General features: G+C 52.8%; 20 protein-coding genes. 11 read left to right on the forward strand and 9 right to left on the reverse strand.

From position 1 onward, the window contains the following. Positions 1-42: 42 nt before the first annotated feature. Positions 43-654: a thymidine kinase gene (locus tag AB9F26_RS08495; protein WP_335586107.1), complete on the forward strand. Its 612-nt coding sequence runs from the start codon at positions 43-45 to the stop codon at positions 652-654. Here AB9F26_RS08495 and AB9F26_RS08500 read toward each other — a convergent pair. From AB9F26_RS08500 to AB9F26_RS08520, 5 genes are all read right to left on the reverse strand, one after another. Further along, positions 651-1,607, reverse strand: a complete 957-nt coding sequence (locus AB9F26_RS08500) for a D-glycerate dehydrogenase (RefSeq protein WP_335586106.1) — start codon at positions 1,605-1,607, stop codon at positions 651-653. The genes AB9F26_RS08495 and AB9F26_RS08500 overlap by 4 nt on opposite strands. A 13-nt stretch (positions 1,608-1,620) precedes the next feature. Continuing rightward, complete coding sequence (locus AB9F26_RS08505; protein ID WP_335586105.1) at positions 1,621-1,962, reverse strand: tRNA-binding protein; 342 nt, start codon at positions 1,960-1,962, stop codon at positions 1,621-1,623. Then, positions 1,959-2,765 (reverse strand): pyrroline-5-carboxylate reductase, encoded by an 807-nt coding sequence (gene proC / locus AB9F26_RS08510; protein WP_335586104.1) that lies wholly within the window; start codon positions 2,763-2,765, stop codon positions 1,959-1,961. The genes AB9F26_RS08505 and proC overlap by 4 nt, the downstream gene beginning before the upstream one ends. A gap of 32 nt (positions 2,766-2,797) precedes the next feature. Then, positions 2,798-3,301 (reverse strand): YbjN domain-containing protein, encoded by a 504-nt coding sequence (locus AB9F26_RS08515; RefSeq protein ID WP_335586103.1) that lies wholly within the window; start codon positions 3,299-3,301, stop codon positions 2,798-2,800. A gap of 308 nt (positions 3,302-3,609) precedes the next feature. Next, the gene (locus AB9F26_RS08520; RefSeq protein ID WP_335586102.1) at positions 3,610-3,900 is read right to left on the reverse strand and encodes an accessory factor UbiK family protein; all 291 of its coding nucleotides are present in this window, start codon (positions 3,898-3,900) and stop codon (positions 3,610-3,612) included. A 102-nt stretch (positions 3,901-4,002) separates the two neighbouring features. On the opposite strand from AB9F26_RS08520, the gene lgt reads away from it, so the two are divergent. From lgt to AB9F26_RS08545, 5 genes are all read left to right on the forward strand, one after another. Next, positions 4,003-4,917, forward strand: coding sequence for a prolipoprotein diacylglyceryl transferase (gene lgt / locus AB9F26_RS08525; protein ID WP_369767785.1), 915 nt, complete (start codon positions 4,003-4,005; stop codon positions 4,915-4,917). After that, positions 4,910-5,974: a class I SAM-dependent methyltransferase gene (locus AB9F26_RS08530; RefSeq protein ID WP_369767786.1), complete on the forward strand. Its 1,065-nt coding sequence runs from the start codon at positions 4,910-4,912 to the stop codon at positions 5,972-5,974. Before lgt ends, AB9F26_RS08530 begins: the two co-directional genes overlap by 8 nt. Positions 5,975-5,986: 12 nt before the next feature. Continuing rightward, on the forward strand, positions 5,987-6,742 hold the full coding sequence (gene pgeF / locus AB9F26_RS08535) for a peptidoglycan editing factor PgeF (RefSeq protein ID WP_369767787.1): 756 nt from the start codon (positions 5,987-5,989) through the stop codon (positions 6,740-6,742). Positions 6,743-7,012: 270 nt separating this feature from the next. Beyond that, complete coding sequence (locus AB9F26_RS08540) at positions 7,013-7,162, forward strand: hypothetical protein (RefSeq protein ID WP_335586097.1); 150 nt, start codon at positions 7,013-7,015, stop codon at positions 7,160-7,162. Positions 7,163-7,531: 369 nt separating this feature from the next. Next, the gene (locus AB9F26_RS08545) at positions 7,532-8,323 is read left to right on the forward strand and encodes a Hint domain-containing protein (RefSeq protein ID WP_335586096.1); all 792 of its coding nucleotides are present in this window, start codon (positions 7,532-7,534) and stop codon (positions 8,321-8,323) included. Here the strand turns inward: AB9F26_RS08545 and AB9F26_RS08550 are convergent. Beyond that, on the reverse strand, positions 8,320-8,820 hold the full coding sequence (locus AB9F26_RS08550; RefSeq protein ID WP_039004382.1) for an Lrp/AsnC family transcriptional regulator: 501 nt from the start codon (positions 8,818-8,820) through the stop codon (positions 8,320-8,322). The genes AB9F26_RS08545 and AB9F26_RS08550 overlap by 4 nt on opposite strands. Before the next feature lie 236 nt (positions 8,821-9,056). On the opposite strand from AB9F26_RS08550, the gene trxB reads away from it, so the two are divergent. Then, the gene (trxB, locus tag AB9F26_RS08555; protein ID WP_369767788.1) at positions 9,057-9,995 is read left to right on the forward strand and encodes a thioredoxin-disulfide reductase; all 939 of its coding nucleotides are present in this window, start codon (positions 9,057-9,059) and stop codon (positions 9,993-9,995) included. A gap of 247 nt (positions 9,996-10,242) precedes the next feature. Next, complete coding sequence (locus AB9F26_RS08560) at positions 10,243-11,949, forward strand: bifunctional sulfate adenylyltransferase/adenylylsulfate kinase (protein WP_369767789.1); 1,707 nt, start codon at positions 10,243-10,245, stop codon at positions 11,947-11,949. Between the two features lie 99 nt (positions 11,950-12,048). On the opposite strand, the gene AB9F26_RS08565 is transcribed toward AB9F26_RS08560, so the two are convergent. Together AB9F26_RS08565 and AB9F26_RS08570 are read right to left on the reverse strand one after the other, a co-directional pair. After that, positions 12,049-12,273, reverse strand: coding sequence for a DUF1150 family protein (locus tag AB9F26_RS08565; RefSeq protein WP_039004385.1), 225 nt, complete (start codon positions 12,271-12,273; stop codon positions 12,049-12,051). Between the two features lie 22 nt (positions 12,274-12,295). Beyond that, positions 12,296-12,709, reverse strand: coding sequence for an Hsp20 family protein (locus AB9F26_RS08570; RefSeq protein WP_335586093.1), 414 nt, complete (start codon positions 12,707-12,709; stop codon positions 12,296-12,298). A gap of 220 nt (positions 12,710-12,929) precedes the next feature. On the opposite strand from AB9F26_RS08570, the gene AB9F26_RS08575 reads away from it, so the two are divergent. The 3 genes from AB9F26_RS08575 to AB9F26_RS08585 all read left to right on the forward strand — a co-directional run bounded on the left by AB9F26_RS08575 (position 12,930) and on the right by AB9F26_RS08585 (position 14,778). Beyond that, positions 12,930-13,130: a YdcH family protein gene (locus tag AB9F26_RS08575; protein WP_082802387.1), complete on the forward strand. Its 201-nt coding sequence runs from the start codon at positions 12,930-12,932 to the stop codon at positions 13,128-13,130. A 78-nt stretch (positions 13,131-13,208) separates the two neighbouring features. Continuing rightward, on the forward strand, positions 13,209-13,697 hold the full coding sequence (gene purE, locus AB9F26_RS08580) for a 5-(carboxyamino)imidazole ribonucleotide mutase (RefSeq protein ID WP_335586092.1): 489 nt from the start codon (positions 13,209-13,211) through the stop codon (positions 13,695-13,697). Next, complete coding sequence (locus tag AB9F26_RS08585) at positions 13,690-14,778, forward strand: 5-(carboxyamino)imidazole ribonucleotide synthase (RefSeq protein WP_369767790.1); 1,089 nt, start codon at positions 13,690-13,692, stop codon at positions 14,776-14,778. Before purE ends, AB9F26_RS08585 begins: the two co-directional genes overlap by 8 nt. Here AB9F26_RS08585 and AB9F26_RS08590 read toward each other — a convergent pair. Beyond that, positions 14,775-15,527: an alpha/beta fold hydrolase gene (locus AB9F26_RS08590; protein ID WP_335586114.1), complete on the reverse strand. Its 753-nt coding sequence runs from the start codon at positions 15,525-15,527 to the stop codon at positions 14,775-14,777. The two genes, AB9F26_RS08585 and AB9F26_RS08590, sit on opposite strands and share 4 nt — an antisense overlap. Positions 15,528-15,547 lie beyond the last annotated feature (20 nt).

Here is a 15,547-nt window from a genome sequence, read left to right on the forward strand (position 1 = left end):
CTAATACTTGATCCTAATCGGGCGGCAATATAGTTTCCGCCCATGGCAAAACTCTATTTTCACTTTTCCACCATGAACGCTGGGAAATCGACGATCCTGCTGCAGGCTGCGCATAATTATCGCGAGCGCGGCATGGACACCTATCTGCTGACTGCGCGGTTTGACAAGCGCGCGGGCGAAGGGCGCATTGCCTCGCGAATTGGCATTGGTGAAGATGCGGATACGTTTGAGACAGGCGAAGATCTCTTTGCGAAAATTCAAGCGCGTATGCTAAGCGACCCCTGTGCCTGTGTGTTTATCGACGAGTCGCAATTCCTAGAGAAAGAACAAGTCTGGCAATTGGCCCGTGCCGTTGATGACTTGCGAATTCCGATTATGTGTTACGGTCTGCGTGTCGATTTTCAAGGCGAACTGTTCCCCGGATCGGCGGCGCTCTTGGCTCTCGCGGACGAAATGCGCGAAGCACGTACCATCTGTTATTGCGGTAAAAAGGCAACCATGGTTATCCGCCAAGATGATCAGGGGAATGTGCTCAAGGAAGGCGCCCAAGTTCAGATCGGCGGCAACGAAACCTACGTGTCCCTATGCCGCCGTCACTGGCGCGCGGCCATGGGCGAAGACATCTCGCGAAAACACGTGAAATCAGTCGCTTAAACCTTGTTTGGCGGAGCGTTTCCGTCGGCGACCGCGCATAGGTTTTCTAACGCCATCATACCCATTGCCTCGCGAACTTCCAAAGCGGCGGTCCCTAAATGCGGCAAGAGCGTCGCGTTATCGAGCGCCCTCAGAGCTTCTGGCACAAAAGGTTCCTGTTCATAAACATCGAGCCCAGCCCCCGCGATTTCGCCATTTTGAAGGGCTGCAATAAGGGCCGCCTCATCTACAACATCGCCACGCGAAATATTCACGAAAATGGCCGAGGACTTCATCGCCGCAAAGATGTTCTTATCAATAAAATGATACGTTTCCGGTGACCCTGGAACCGCCGTGATCACGAAATCTGCACCGGAAACCGCCTCTTCAATCGTTGGCTTTTGAACGGCTGGGAGGCCGATATTATCTACGAACGATCGATTGAAAAACACGACATCCATCTCAAAACCAAAGTGGCAGCGACGGGCGATAGCTTTGCCAATCCGCCCCATCCCAAGAATTGCCACGGTTTTTCCCGTCACATGGGTTCCCAGATTTTGGACTGGTCCCCAGCCTTGCCATTTGCCCGCGCGCACCATCCGCTCGCCCTCGCCTGCACGGCGTGCCGCCATCAAAAGTAGGGTCATAGCGATGTCTGCAGTCGCGTCGGTGACCGCCCCGGGGGTGTTGCTCACCAAAACGCCGACCTTGGCCGCCGCACCCACATCGATGTGGTTATAACCCACACCGAAATTCGCGAGGATTTTGCACCGCGGCGCAGGAGTGAGCGCAAAGCAATCGGCCGAAAACGCGTCTCCTAATGTCGGCAAAATCCCGTCGTAATCACTGAGCGCCTGTGCGGCCTCGGCCACGGTCATTGGGACGTCCGCCTCGCGCAATGTGACGTCAAATCGCGCTTTTGCAGCGTCAAGAACGCGGTCAGCTAGTGTTCGGGTAATCAGGATTTTTTGCATGAAGCCTCAGCGTTTAGTGCATTCTAGCCCCATTCGGAACGGTAATTTCCGGCCGAATAAGGACAATATCGTCATTCTCGTCACCTAGGCCCAGCACCAGTACCTCCGACATAAATTTGCCAACTTGACGGGGCGGAAAATTGACAACGGCTAGGACTTGGGTGTCGACCAATTTTTCGGGCGTGTAGTGCTTAGTGATTTGGGCGGAGGTTTTCTTAATGCCAATGTCGCCGCCAAAATCGATCCAAAGCTTGATCGCTGGTTTGCGGGCCTCGGGATATGGTTCGGCCCGCACCACTGTCCCTTTGCGGATATCCACCTTTAGGAAGGCGTCAAAGTCGATTACCTCGCTCATTTGGCCAACTCACGGGACCGCTCTGTCGCGGCTTTTACGGCGCGCTGCAACAGAGGCGGAAAACCTGTTTCTGGGTCCATCAAAACCGCAAGGGCCGCCGCAGTGGTTCCCGCGGGGCTCGTGACATTGATCCGCAACTGTGTTGGATCTTCGTCGGCCATTTCCGCCAGATGACCCGCGCCACCGACTGTTGCCTTAGCCAGTTGCATGGCCAGATCGGCGGGTAAACCTTGCGCTTCTCCGGCTGCGGCCAGTGTTTCGATCAAGTGGAAAACATAAGCAGGACCAGACCCCGAAACAGCTGTCACCGCATCCAATTGCCCTTCGTTTTCCAGGCGCACCACCTGCCCGACCGCAGACAAGAGAGTCTCGGCCTGTTGCATTTGCGCTTGGCTGGTATGATCGTTGCCAAAAATCGCCGTGATCCCGTGCGATATGGCGGCGGGTGTATTGGGCACGGAGCGGATCACTGGTGTATTTGCGCCCAGCGCCGCCTCAAAACTCTTGATTGGGCGTCCCGCCACAACCGACAAAAACAGTGTCTCGCCATTGCCGTGCGGTGTTAAAATTGGCAAAGCTTCGTCCATCATTTGCGGCTTAACGGCCACAATTACGATTGCAGGATTTGCGGGCAAATCTTCGTTGAGGTGAACGCCGAGGGATTTCAGCCAATCCGACGGAAACGGATCAAGAATCCAGACCGACGTTGCGGGAAGACCTTTTGCGATCCAGCCTGCCAACATAGCAGACCCCATTTTACCACAGCCCAAAAGGACAAGTCCGCGCGCTTTAATATCTTCCATTCGCTCAATTCCCTAATTTGATTTAGCGAAGGTTATGCGCGACCGTAGGCCTCTGCAATGGCAACTTGTAGCGCATCTTCGGGGGATTGATCGCCCCAGTTCGACAATTGGAACGCGGGATAATACCGCTCAGAGGAGCTAACCGCCGCATTGATCAACGTGTTGATCTGTTCTGGCCCCGCCTGCTGGCCGCCAGTCAGCACCAATCCATAGCGATAGACCATCAAGCGTTGTTCGTGCCAATATGTAAACGCCCCCGTCCAACACGCGTCATTCACAAGGTTGAGCGTTTCGAACAGTTTCGGCAACTTATCAGCAGGAGGCTCCATCTCAAACGTACAAATCAAGCGCAATGTTTCGTCTTGCGCAGACCACGCGAGCGTTATCGAATACGTCCGCCATTGTCCTTCAACCGCCATCGCGATCTGATCATCCGCAACCCGTTCGAACTCCCATGCATGATGCTGGGCCAGCGATTCAACCATATCAATCGGGTGCGCATCGTCTTCTAGATAAAATTGTTCAGATAGGGACATGCTCGGCCTCAGATGTTGTTTCTTGTAGAAAGACCCACAAGAACTTAGGGGATCACACCAATTAAAGGCAGATCGTCGATTGAATACACAAAATATGGTGTGGGATACAAAGCGACCTGTAAAGCAATATTTAACCCCAACTCCCAATAAGTTGTGGATAAGCCGTCAAATTAGAGAAAATTGCGCTACATCTAGGGGGCGCGTGGCTTTCTGAAGCCCCAAGTCGCGCACGACCCAACCACAGATTTGGCCTAAAAATGTAAAAAGGGCGCTAAATGCGCCCTAAATTTCGAATCTCTAAAGGTATATTACACCTTTTTGGGCGCGGCCTTCTTGGCAGGTGCCTTCTTGGCAGGTGCAGGGTTTGCTTCCAACGCATCAAGACGGACTTTCAACACTTCGTTTTCTTCACGCGCCTTTTGCGCCATCGCGCGCACCGCATCAAATTCATCGCGGGACACAAAATCGCGGTCCGCCATCCAACGATCCACAAACCCCTTCATTGCGGTCTCGGCTTCGCTTTTCGCGCCCTGCGCAACACCGGCGGCATTGCTCATGAGTTGCGAAATATCGTCTAGGATCTTGTTTCGGGTTTGCATAACGCACTCCAACGTCGAAGGATGTATAACATCTAGTATATGGGGTTTATTCAGAACAATCGCAACCTTGACTTGCCTGTTTTTTCTGAGGCAGATAGGCGCATGATAGCGTCCCTCCCCTTCCCCGAAATTTCGCCCGAAATTTTCACCCTAAATCTTGGTGGTTTCAGCTTTGCCCTGCGCTGGTACGCCCTTGCATATATTGTGGGGATTCTCATTGCATGGCGACTCGTGGTTGCGGCCCTGCGTCGCCCGACGCTTTGGCCGGACAACACCCCCATAATGGAGCCTGCGCGGGTTGAAGATTTGTTAACGTGGTCGATCCTGGGCGTCGTCCTTGGGGGCCGCTTGGGGTATGTATTTTTTTACGCCAGCGACTATTACTTCAGCCACCCCAGCGAAATCCTGTTCGTATGGCAAGGTGGAATGTCCTTTCACGGAGGCTTTCTTGGCGTGGTGGTTGCCGCATGGATTTACGCCACCCGCAACGGCATCGCGCGTTTAAGTCTTGGCGACGTTATCGCCATGTCCGCGCCTGTTGGTCTCCTCCTTGGGCGTCTCGCGAATTTCATTAACGCGGAACTTTGGGGCCATCCCAGTGATATGCCTTGGGCCGTTATTTTCCCGGGCACAGACGCACAGTACTGCCTTGGCCCAGCCGGATTGGTGGGAGATGGGCTTTGCGCACGCCACCCAAGCCAGCTTTATGAAGCGGGTCTAGAGGGGCTTTTGCTCGGTTCTATCCTGATCTTTCTGGTTTTCAAGCGCGACTGGCTCAAAATACCGGGGCAAACGATGGGCCTTTTCTTTGCAGGCTACGGCACGGCGCGGTTCTTTGTAGAATTCTTTCGTCAGGCAGACGCAATCTATATCACGCCCGACAATCCACTTGGATATGCTGTGCGCTTTGGTGACTGGGGCGTATCAAAAGGGCAGCTACTTTCCCTGCCCATGATCGCTGTCGGATTGGGATTCATCTATTGGGCACGCCACCATGCTAAGAAAAAATATGTCTGATCTATCCCAACACCTTAAAGCCCGGATCGCCGCTGACGGCCCCCTCACGGTTGCCGATTATATGGCCGAATGTTTGCTGCACCCAACCCAAGGGTATTACACAACACGCGACCCTTTGGGCGAAGCAGGAGACTTCACCACCTCGCCAGAAATCAGCCAAATGTTCGGGGAAATGATCGGTCTTTGCCTCGCTCAAACTTGGATGTCACAAGGTGAGCCAGATCAAATACTTCTCGCAGAGCTTGGCCCCGGACGTGGGACGCTGATGAACGATATCCTGCGATCAACCAAATCCATAGACGGGTTTCATTCCGCCCTGAAAATCCATTTGATTGAGGCCTCCGAACCGCTGCGCGCGCGTCAAGCGGATGCCTTGGCGGAGTATGACGTGACGTGGCACCGTCAGGTCACCTCCCTCCCCGACCGACCCTTATATTTAGTCGCAAACGAGTTTTTCGATGCGCTACCAATCCGCCAATTCATCCGCTCCAAGGGCGCTACATGGTGCGAACGCCGGATCGGCTGGCAGGATGAAACCCTGCGCTTTGGCCTGAATGACCCGCAAGAAATCGAATCCCTCGCGGGGCGTCTCGCAGACACCAAAACCGGAGATATGGTGGAAATTTGCGCCGCAGCCACGTCGATCACCCAAGAGATTGCCACACGCATTTCAGCTTATGGCGGTGCAGCCCTGTTCATCGACTATGGTGATTGGCGCAGCCTTGGCGACACATTCCAAGCCATCAGCGCGCATGAAAAAGTGCCGCCCCTCACGACACCCGGACAAGCGGACCTGACCGCACATGTCGATTTTGAAGCGCTAAGCGAAGCGGCAAAGGGATGCACGGTTTCGAAAATGATCCCGCAAGGCGTGTTTTTGGAACGGCTCGGCATTACGCCCCGCGCGCGCAAACTTGCCCTAAATCTCGCGGGGCCCGCCCTTACCAGCCATGTTGCTGCACATCGGCGCTTGACCCACCCCAAAGAAATGGGGAACCTCTTCAAAGTGCTCTCTCTCACCCCTCGCGGACAGGCGGCACCTCCTGGACTTGAGTAAAGCGAACTAGCCATGACCCTTGAAATCCTCACCGCAGATAGCCTCACGCCTTTTCGGCACGGCTTTTTTACGCGTAAAGGCGGTGCGTCGTCGGGAATTTTCTCTGGCCTCAATTGTGGATTCGGTTCCTCCGACCAAAGCGAAGCCGTCCATGTTAATCGCGATCGTGTCGCCCAAGCGATGCAAGTTGCGCCAAACCACCTTTGCGGCGTACATCAAGTTCACTCTGCAAAAGTGCATGTGGCTAAGGGACCAGATGAGCCAGCGGTCCAAGCCGACGCAATCGTTACTGCAACCCCAAACCTTGCCCTCGCAATCCTGACAGCAGACTGCCAACCTGTCCTATTCGCGGATTCTTCGGCGGGCGTGATTGGTGCCGCACACGCCGGCTGGAAGGGTGCGATGAACGGCGTATTGGAGGCCACTTTGGACGCCATGGAGGCCCTCGGAGCGGCGCGCGAAAACACGACCGCCGTTATTGGTCCGAGCATCAGCCAAGCGGCTTACGAAGTCGGACCCGAATTTTTTGACACGTTTATACTTCAAGACGACAGCCTTAGTCGTTTTTTTAGCGGAGGCGTCGGCGATCGCATGCATTTTGACCTGCCGTCGTACGGTTTGCATATTTTGCGCACGGCAGGAATCGGCTTTGCTGAATATACAAATCACTGCACCTACTCGGATTCAGAGCGATTTTTTTCCTACCGACGTTCGGTCCACAAAAAAGAGGCCGACTATGGGCGCCTCATTTCCTGTATCCGGCTCTGAAAACCGAGAATTGCGCCCCATTTTTGCCGCAATAACGGAAACAATCCTGCATATAACGATCAATTGGGATAATTATTGACGACAAACGCCCTTATTTTACAGGCGGAACATCGGTTTCAACAAAACCCAACCGGATTAATGCCGAATGGCGCGAGTTTTCCACAATTTGTCCCAACCTAGGGCCACTTTGCTCCGCATATTGAGGTCAGAAATTACAACGGGCGCATCGCCCACCGAGTTAAACACCGAATTAAACAAGGAGCAGACCCCATGGCTAAAGAGAACCGCTGGATGAAAGCTGTAATCGCTGAAAGTGCTAAAGCACAGCCAGCAATGCCATGGGAGCGTGGCAACCGTCGCGCCGCAATGATCGCTCGCCGCCTGCGTGCAGCAGAGGCAGTAAAACAGGTTCGCGCCTAGGTTATATCCCTAGACTGCGCGTTTTTCCCTTCGCGTAGCGACCCCTTGAGTGGATTTATTGCACTTTTTTAACCACCATGGCCTCGGCTGTGGTGGTTTTCTTTTTGCGCCGGCTCTATTTCCAACCCACACTTGAAGGCCTGCCGATTCTTGGCATTTTCAGGGTGATACCGCCGTTAAAAATTCAATTAAGGCGAAAACGTCCCGCCTTCGGAAACAATCTATGATCTTGAGGGGCATTGCGCACGCTCCGGACCTCAAATGAACCAAACCTTTGACAATAGACTGAATTTTGGACCATTTTAGGAGCATAAGAATTTCTGCAATGGTGGGGCCAATGCAGATGTAATGCACCGAAAGGACTATTACATGCACTCCCACCAACCCGTCGCCAGCCTCGCGACGAATCCACGGGACCCTAAGACCCGTGTTGCTCGTTCAAATGGGCGCCCTCTCCGCGCAATGCCTCTGATGCGGAAATACGAGGTCGCCCATCTGAACTCTTTTGGCGACGTCGAAGAGTTCTCGCAAATCGCTCCGTCCCTCCCCATTTTTGAAGATGCTTTTGCGGCTATTGCCCGTGGATCTCTTTTTTCCACCGAAGCGGGACTGACTGCTGTTGAAGATCTCCTGCCCGGTATGCGTTTGCAAACCACCGAAAACGGTTTTCAAACGCTTTTATGGATAGGCAGTACGACATTGGTTCCTGATTCCCTCGCAGGAGCGCGCGGCCAGTCGCCTGAGATGGGTTTTCTAACTCGTATTGCGGCCGATAGTTTCGGGCTCGGTCGTCCCATGCCGGATCTCATTCTTGGCCCAAAAGCGCGCCTTACGGTGCGACATCGAACCAAAGGCCAAGTTTTGGCACCTGTCGCGACCATGCAAAACGGCGAGACCGTATTTTCCGTCACTCCATTTACGCCCGTACGTGTTTACCATTTGGCTTTTGAAACACACCAAATTCTGCGGGTTAATGGGTTGGAAATCGAAAGCTATCATCCTGGAAACTCAGCCGAAATGAGCCTCAGCCGCGAAATGCTACCTTTGTTCATGGGGCTTTTCCCCCATTGCGAAACGGTGGATGATTTTGGCACCTTGTGTCTTCCCAGAATAGAGGAAGACGACGCCCTCGAACAGATTTTTGCGGGGTTTGCCGCTTAGGAAGTCTGCGCTAACCGCTGCTCCAAGACCTCGAAAGGCACGCCAGGTTCGTCCTTAGCGCCGCGGATGACCAAAGATGTTTTTACGCTCGCAACATTGCGGGCGGTCAAAAGATCGCCCGTCAGAAAAGATTGAAATGTCGACAGATCTGGTGCCGCGCACTTCAGGATAAAATCCACCTCACCATTGAGCATGTGGCACTCTCTGACCAACGGCCAACCTTGGCACAGCGCCTCAAACGCCGAGAGATCAACCTCCGCCTGTGATTGCAAACCGACCATGGCAAAAACCAGAACCTCAAAACCAAGGGCCCGTGAATTCACATCCGCATGATAGCCGCGAATAAATCCCGATTCCTCGAGAGTACGCACCCGACGCAAACAAGGAGGGGCCGAAATGCCGACTCGTTTCGCCAGTTCAACGTTGGTCATGCGGCCGTCAGCCTGAAGCTCAGCAAGGATTTTGCGGTCAATGGGGTCGAGCTTGGCTATCGGCATAAGTTTTCCTCTTGTTCTTTTGATTTTTGCCAAATGCACCCTAAGTACTCTTGGATTTTCGCGATTGTACTTAACATCCATCCCACACGCAATAATATTTCACAACTGCGCAACAAATGGAACTTCCAGTTCATAGCGCGACAGGTCAAACAATTCTGCGGCCAAGGGTTTCCGTGGGCCAATTGACTGTCTATATCTAGGGCAACTTTGCAATTTCTAGAAATTTGGGGGGCCAAATGGCCGAAACGCGTCACACAAAAGTTTTGATAATTGGATCTGGGCCTGCTGGGTATACTGCTGCGGTCTATGCAAGCCGTGCCATGCTTGAACCGATTCTAGTTCAGGGCATCGAACCCGGCGGCCAATTGACGACAACAACCGAAGTCGAAAACTGGCCTGGCCACACGGAAATTCAGGGGCCTGATCTCATGATTAACATGGAAGCCCATGCGCGCGCCGTGGGTACCGAGGTGATTAGCGACATAATCACCTCACTCGACACTTCCAAGCGTCCGTTTACCGCCGTTGGTGACAGCGGTACGGTCTACACCGCCGATGCCGTGATCCTCGCTACCGGTGCGCGGGCCAAATGGCTTGGCCTTGAGAGTGAAGAGAAGTTTAAAGGCTTTGGCGTTTCGGCATGTGCCACCTGCGACGGATTCTTTTACCGCGGTGACGAAATTGTTGTCATAGGTGGCGGCAACACAGCTGTCGAAGAAGCGTTGTTTTTAACAAAATTCGCATCAAAAGTTACACTTGTTCACCGCCGCGACGAGCTTCGGGCGGAAAGAATTCTTATTGATCGTCTTGAGAAGAATGAGAAAATCTTCCCGCTCTGGTTTAACGAATTGGTCGAAGTAGTTGGCGACGACAATCCAAGTGGCGTTACGGGTGTTCGGACAAAGAACGTTAAGACAGGCGAAATCACCGAGATCCCTTGCAAGGGTGTTTTTGTGGCCATCGGGCATTCGCCAAGCAACGAATTGGTGAAAGACGTCCTCGAAACCCACATGGGGGGCTATGTTGTGACCAAACCGGACTCCACCGAAACATCCATTGCAGGCATTTTCGCCGCCGGCGACTTAACGGACCATAAATACCGCCAAGCCGTGACATCGGCTGGCATGGGGTGCATGGCCGCTCTCGAAGCCGAGCGATTCCTCGCAGGCGAATAAAAACGGGGGCCGCCAGAAACCTGTCCCTCTGGCGGCCCTATCCACTTCAAAATAGAAACCATTTTTGCCCTCCACCATCCAAATTTGGAAAATTCGTCCAAAATCAACCGAATCCATGTGTTTTTGGCCTCAACTCGCAAACCTGGCCGATGCTGGCTTGAATTTCACACCTTAAACGCGTTATTTCGCGGCAATCTTCTTCGCCCATGACTGACGGGCATTTACCTTTTTGGAATTGAGTAACCCTATGCCCGTATCCAGCCTCGCCCCGATCCCAGAGCTTTTTGTCTCCTATGAATCCGCGCAGAAATTGAAACTAGAAGCAGCCGACCTTGTTTCGTGGGACCTAACACCGCGTCAAATTTGCGACCTAGAACTCCTAATGAATGGTGGTTTCAATCCGCTCAAAGGTTTCTTAGGCGAGGACGACTATAATGGCGTCGTTGAAAACATGCGTCTTGCAGATGGCACGCTTTGGCCGATGCCAATCACGCTCGACGTTGGCGAAGCATTTGCCGAAACCCTCGAATTGGGCCAAGATATCGCCCTGCGCGACCAAGAAGGCGTTATTCTCGCAACCTTGACCGTGACAGACCGTTGGGAACCCAATAAATCCCTCGAAGCCGAGAAGGTTTTCGGAGCCGATGACGATGCCCACCCGGCAGTAAATTATTTGCACAACCAAGCCGGAAAAATTTACCTCGGCGGTCCAATTACGGGCATCCAACAACCTGTGCACTATGATTTCCGCGCCCGTCGCGACACCCCAAACGAGTTGCGCGCCTATTTCCGCAAAATGGGCTGGCGTAAAGTTGTCGCGTTTCAAACGCGTAACCCGCTGCATCGTGCCCACCAAGAACTGACATTCCGTGCCGCCAAAGAAGTGCAAGCCAACTTGCTAATTCACCCTGTTGTTGGCCTCACCAAACCCGGTGACATTGACCACTTCACGCGCGTGCGGTGTTATGAAGCCGTCTTGGACCAATATCCATCGTCCACAACGTCTATGAGTCTCCTCAACCTTGCCATGCGCATGGCAGGTCCACGCGAAGCTGTTTGGCACGGATTGATCCGCAAAAACCACGGTGTAACCCACTTTATCGTTGGTCGCGACCACGCAGGCCCCGGCAAAAACAGCCAAGGCGAAGATTTCTATGGCCCCTATGAAGCGCAGGATTTATTCCGCGTGCACCAAGAGGAAATGGGCATCGAAATGGTCGATTTCAAACACATGGTCTATGTGCAAGAACGCGCCCAATACGAACCTGCGGACGAGATCGAAGAGGGCGTAACTGTTCTTAACATCTCAGGCACCGAGCTTCGCCGCCGCCTTTCGGAAGGGCTTGAAATTCCTGAATGGTTTAGCTTCCCAACCGTTGTAGAAGAATTACGCAAAACACGTCCAGCCCGCGCAAAACAAGGGTTTACCGTCTTTTTCACTGGGTTCTCTGGCTCAGGAAAATCGACCATTGCTAATGCTTTAATGGTAAAACTCATGGAGATGGGTGGCCGTCCGGTGACGCTTCTTGATGGTGATATCGTGCGCAAAAACCTCAGCTCTGAGCTTGGGTTTAGCAAAGAACACCGCGACCTAAACATCCGCCGCATCGGATATGTTGCGAGCGAAATCACCAAAAATGGTGGCATCGCCATTTGTGCGCCAATCGCGCCCTATGCAACGACCCGCCGCGCCGTACGTGAAGAAGTTGATCAATTCGGGGCCTTCATTGAAGTCCACGTCGCCACGTCGATCGAAGAATGTGAACGTCGGGATCGCAAAGGCCTGTACAAACTTGCGCGCGAAGGGAAGATCAAAGAGTTTACTGGAATTTCAGACCCCTACGACGTTCCTCTAACACCAGAACTGTCTGTGGAAACAGAGAACGTTGATGTCGATAACTGTGCGCATCAGGTCATTCTTAAACTTGAAAGCATGGGCCTAATTACAGCATAAGCTTTTATTCTAAGCAAAAAAATACCCCGGTTTTGCGACCGGGGTATTTTCCTTTATAACCTACGTGAATCGCACAAAACCTTGCGCGCATAGGACTTATTAGTGCACCGTCATCGGTACAAAATCATTTTCCAGCGCTAAGTGAAACGCAGTTTGGCGGTCATTCACCAATGCCACCTGTTCTCCATTAGCCTTATGTACCGAATAAACGCGCGTAAGCTCTGGAATTTCCAGTCGAATATCCATTGGCAGTGAGGCCACCTCAACAGGACGTACGTAAACGATCCGGCTGTCGTCATTTGGTAGTTTCATTTTCGTATTCATATCCAGCCCCAATCTCGATTGATTATTTCTTATTTATTTCAATTGTTTGCACCACAACATCAGGTACAGCGCGCGTCAGATCGATGTGCAACAAGCCATTTTCGGTTTTCGCATGTCCAACCTCCACCCCTTCCGCCAGCACAAAGCTCTTTTGGAACTGTCGTCCGGCGATTCCACGATGAAGATACACACGACCGTCGCTTTCTTCAGATTGACGCCCCCGAACCACCAGTTGTTTATTCTCAACTGTGATTGACAGATCTTTCTCATCGAATCCCGCCACAGCAAGAGATATTCGATAACTGTTTTCGCTGGTTTGTTCAATGTTGTACGGAGGATAGCCCTCATTTCCGGACTTGACTGTCCGTTCAACAAGGCGCTCAAGTTGATCAAACCCCAATAAAAATGGGTGAGACCCGAGTGTAAGTTTCGTCATCGACGCGTCCTTCTCAAAAGCGACTGTCTATTTATGGCCCCGCTTTGCGGCGACCGCTTACGTTAAATATGGGCACGCGGGAGGTGAGTCGCAAGGGGCGTTAATTTATCGTTGTCTTTAGGTAACATATTTTTCCCCGCTGGCGGTAAAACAGGCTATTTTCAGGCAAAATCAATGCGAGTCGAAAGTTAATAAACCAATGTCGGATACTGCGAATGAAATGCCCCGAGACGACGTTCTGCGGGTAAAACTATCCGTTTTGACTCAGGAGCACCGCGACCTAGATCTTGCGATTCATGCGTTGGAGGAGTCTCGTTTGGCCGATCAGCTGCAACTTCGGCGGATGAAGACCAAAAAACTGTCGCTAAAAGACCGAATTTCGGCAATCCAAGACGAGCTGACGCCTGATATCATTGCCTAGCCGCGTAGGTTAGCTATAGTGCCGCTTCCATTGCACTCGGCCCAAAAGACTGGGCCCAAACCCTGAAATGGGCACGTTATGATAGATGTTAAAGTTGGAATCATTATGGGCAGCCAAAGCGACTGGCCAACAATGAAACTCGCCGCTGAAATTCTGGACGAATTGGGCGTGCCTTATGAGACCAAAATTGTATCCGCGCACCGCACGCCGGACCGCCTTTGGGCTTACGGCAAAACAGCCGTGTCGCGCGGCCTTCAGGTTATTATTGCAGGTGCCGGTGGTGCCGCGCATTTGCCCGGAATGATGGCGAGTAAAACCCGTGTTCCTGTAGTTGGCGTGCCGATCCAGACCCGCGCACTTTCTGGTGTGGATAGCCTTTATTCCATCGTCCAAATGCCTAAGGGCTTTCCCGTCGCGACGATGGCGATTGGCGCTGCAGGGGCTGCCAATGCGGGCCTCATGGCCGCTGGGATTCTGGCCAATAATGATCCTGACCTTGCCGCGCGATTAGACCAGTGGCGCGAGGACCTCGCAGCCTCCATTCCGGAAGAACCAAGTGATGAGTGAAGCAATGCTAAAAACCGGTGCGACGATTGGAATTTTAGGCGGGGGGCAGCTTGGAAGAATGCTGTCGGTCGCCGCCTCGCGTCTGGGCTTTGCCTGTCACATTTTTGAACCTGGAGTGAACCCTCCGGCGGGCGACGTGGCAGCCAAGGTCACAACGGCCAATTACGACGATTTGGCGGCTCTCACAGCTTTTGCCAAAAGCGTAGATGTCATAACTTACGAATTTGAAAACATCCCAACCGAAGCCCTCGATCACCTCGAGTCTCTGTGCCCAATTCGCCCGGGCCGCGAGGCCCTTCGCGTCTCACAAGACAGGATCACCGAAAAGGACTTCCTTGTCGGTCTTGGTTTGAAAACAGCTCCTTACGCAGCGGTTGATACACTCGAAGCTCTGACAGATTCTCTTGCAACAATCGGCACGCCAGCCATCCTAAAAACCCGCCGTTTTGGCTATGACGGCAAGGGGCAAGCTCGGATTATGGCGCCCGTTGATGCCCCGTCGGCCTTCGCCGACATGGCGGGTGCGCCGAGCGTGCTCGAAGGCTTCATCAACTTTACGCATGAAGTCTCAGTCATTGGAGCCCGCTCGATAGATGGTCAGGTGTCCTGTTATGACCCCGGCGAGAACGTCCATCGCAACGGGATTTTACACACAACGACCGTCCCTGCCCGCCTAACGTCAAGCCAACGGATGGACGCGGTTCTACTGACAGCAAACATCCTCAATGCATTGGATTATGTTGGCGTCATGGGGGTCGAACTTTTCGTGACATCCGAAGGTTTAATCGTCAACGAGATCGCGCCACGCGTCCACAATTCGGGCCATTGGACGCAAAACGGCTGTGTGATCGACCAGTTCGAACAACACATCCGCGCGGTGGTCGGCTGGCCCCTTGGGGATGGTTCCCGCCATGCAGACGTAGAAATGCACAACCTGATTGGCACCGATATGGACCGCGTTTCAACCTTGGCCGACGAAGGGAATGCCGCGCTTCATTTGTACGGAAAAGCGGATGTAAAATCTGGCCGCAAAATGGGCCACGTTAACCGCCTCGTCCCTAAAAAAACCGCGAAACCTTAACGCAGAAAATCAGGCAGGAGGTCTTGGGTCAAAAGGAGATCCTCGACCGCCTGTGTCCACGTTAGATTGTGGTCGAATTTTCCTTCCTCAAGGAAGGTGTAAACCTGTCGAATGACCAAAGCGTTATTCATCATAAACGTATGATTTACAGGCAAAACGATATGGTCCGCCGCCCACTCGAGGCGCGTCGAGGCAACAGAGACCTTGCCATCATCGGGCCCTTCAATCAGGGCCGAGTAGATTGGATTTAGGCTTTGATCCCCCGCAATAACACCGAGCTCAAATTGCGACTTTTGAATGCGTGCGATCATATCGTCGGCTTCAGTACCCAATTGAAGCCCCGCAGGTCCATTGACCCACTCAAACGGCTCCAAGTCCCCCAAGATATCCACCAGTTCCGAACCGTGATTTGGTGGTGCAAGCATAACCACACGGCCCAAATTTTCTGGTTCGGTTTCGGCGACCCAAACACGCACCAGAATCCCGCCCATAGAGTGGGTAACAAAGTTAATTTTCTCGTCACCACAAGCTGCCACGGCGGGTGGGAAGGTTATTTCAACGAGATCCTGTACCTTCATTTTTGTTGAAGGGTAGCCTTGATTCACAACCTTATAACCCTCTGACACCAAATAATGCTCAAGAGCAAACAGGGAGTTCGATCCACGCGCCAATCCATGTAGAAAAATGACGCATTCAGCCGAGGCAGATGCGGGCACTAACAAAAAGAGGGCTACTAAAAAACGTTTCATCATTGCCAAAATATAAGACT

This window comes from Falsihalocynthiibacter sp. BN13B15 (genome assembly GCF_041205415.1).
Lineage (GTDB): Bacteria > Pseudomonadota > Alphaproteobacteria > Rhodobacterales > Rhodobacteraceae > Falsihalocynthiibacter > Falsihalocynthiibacter arcticus.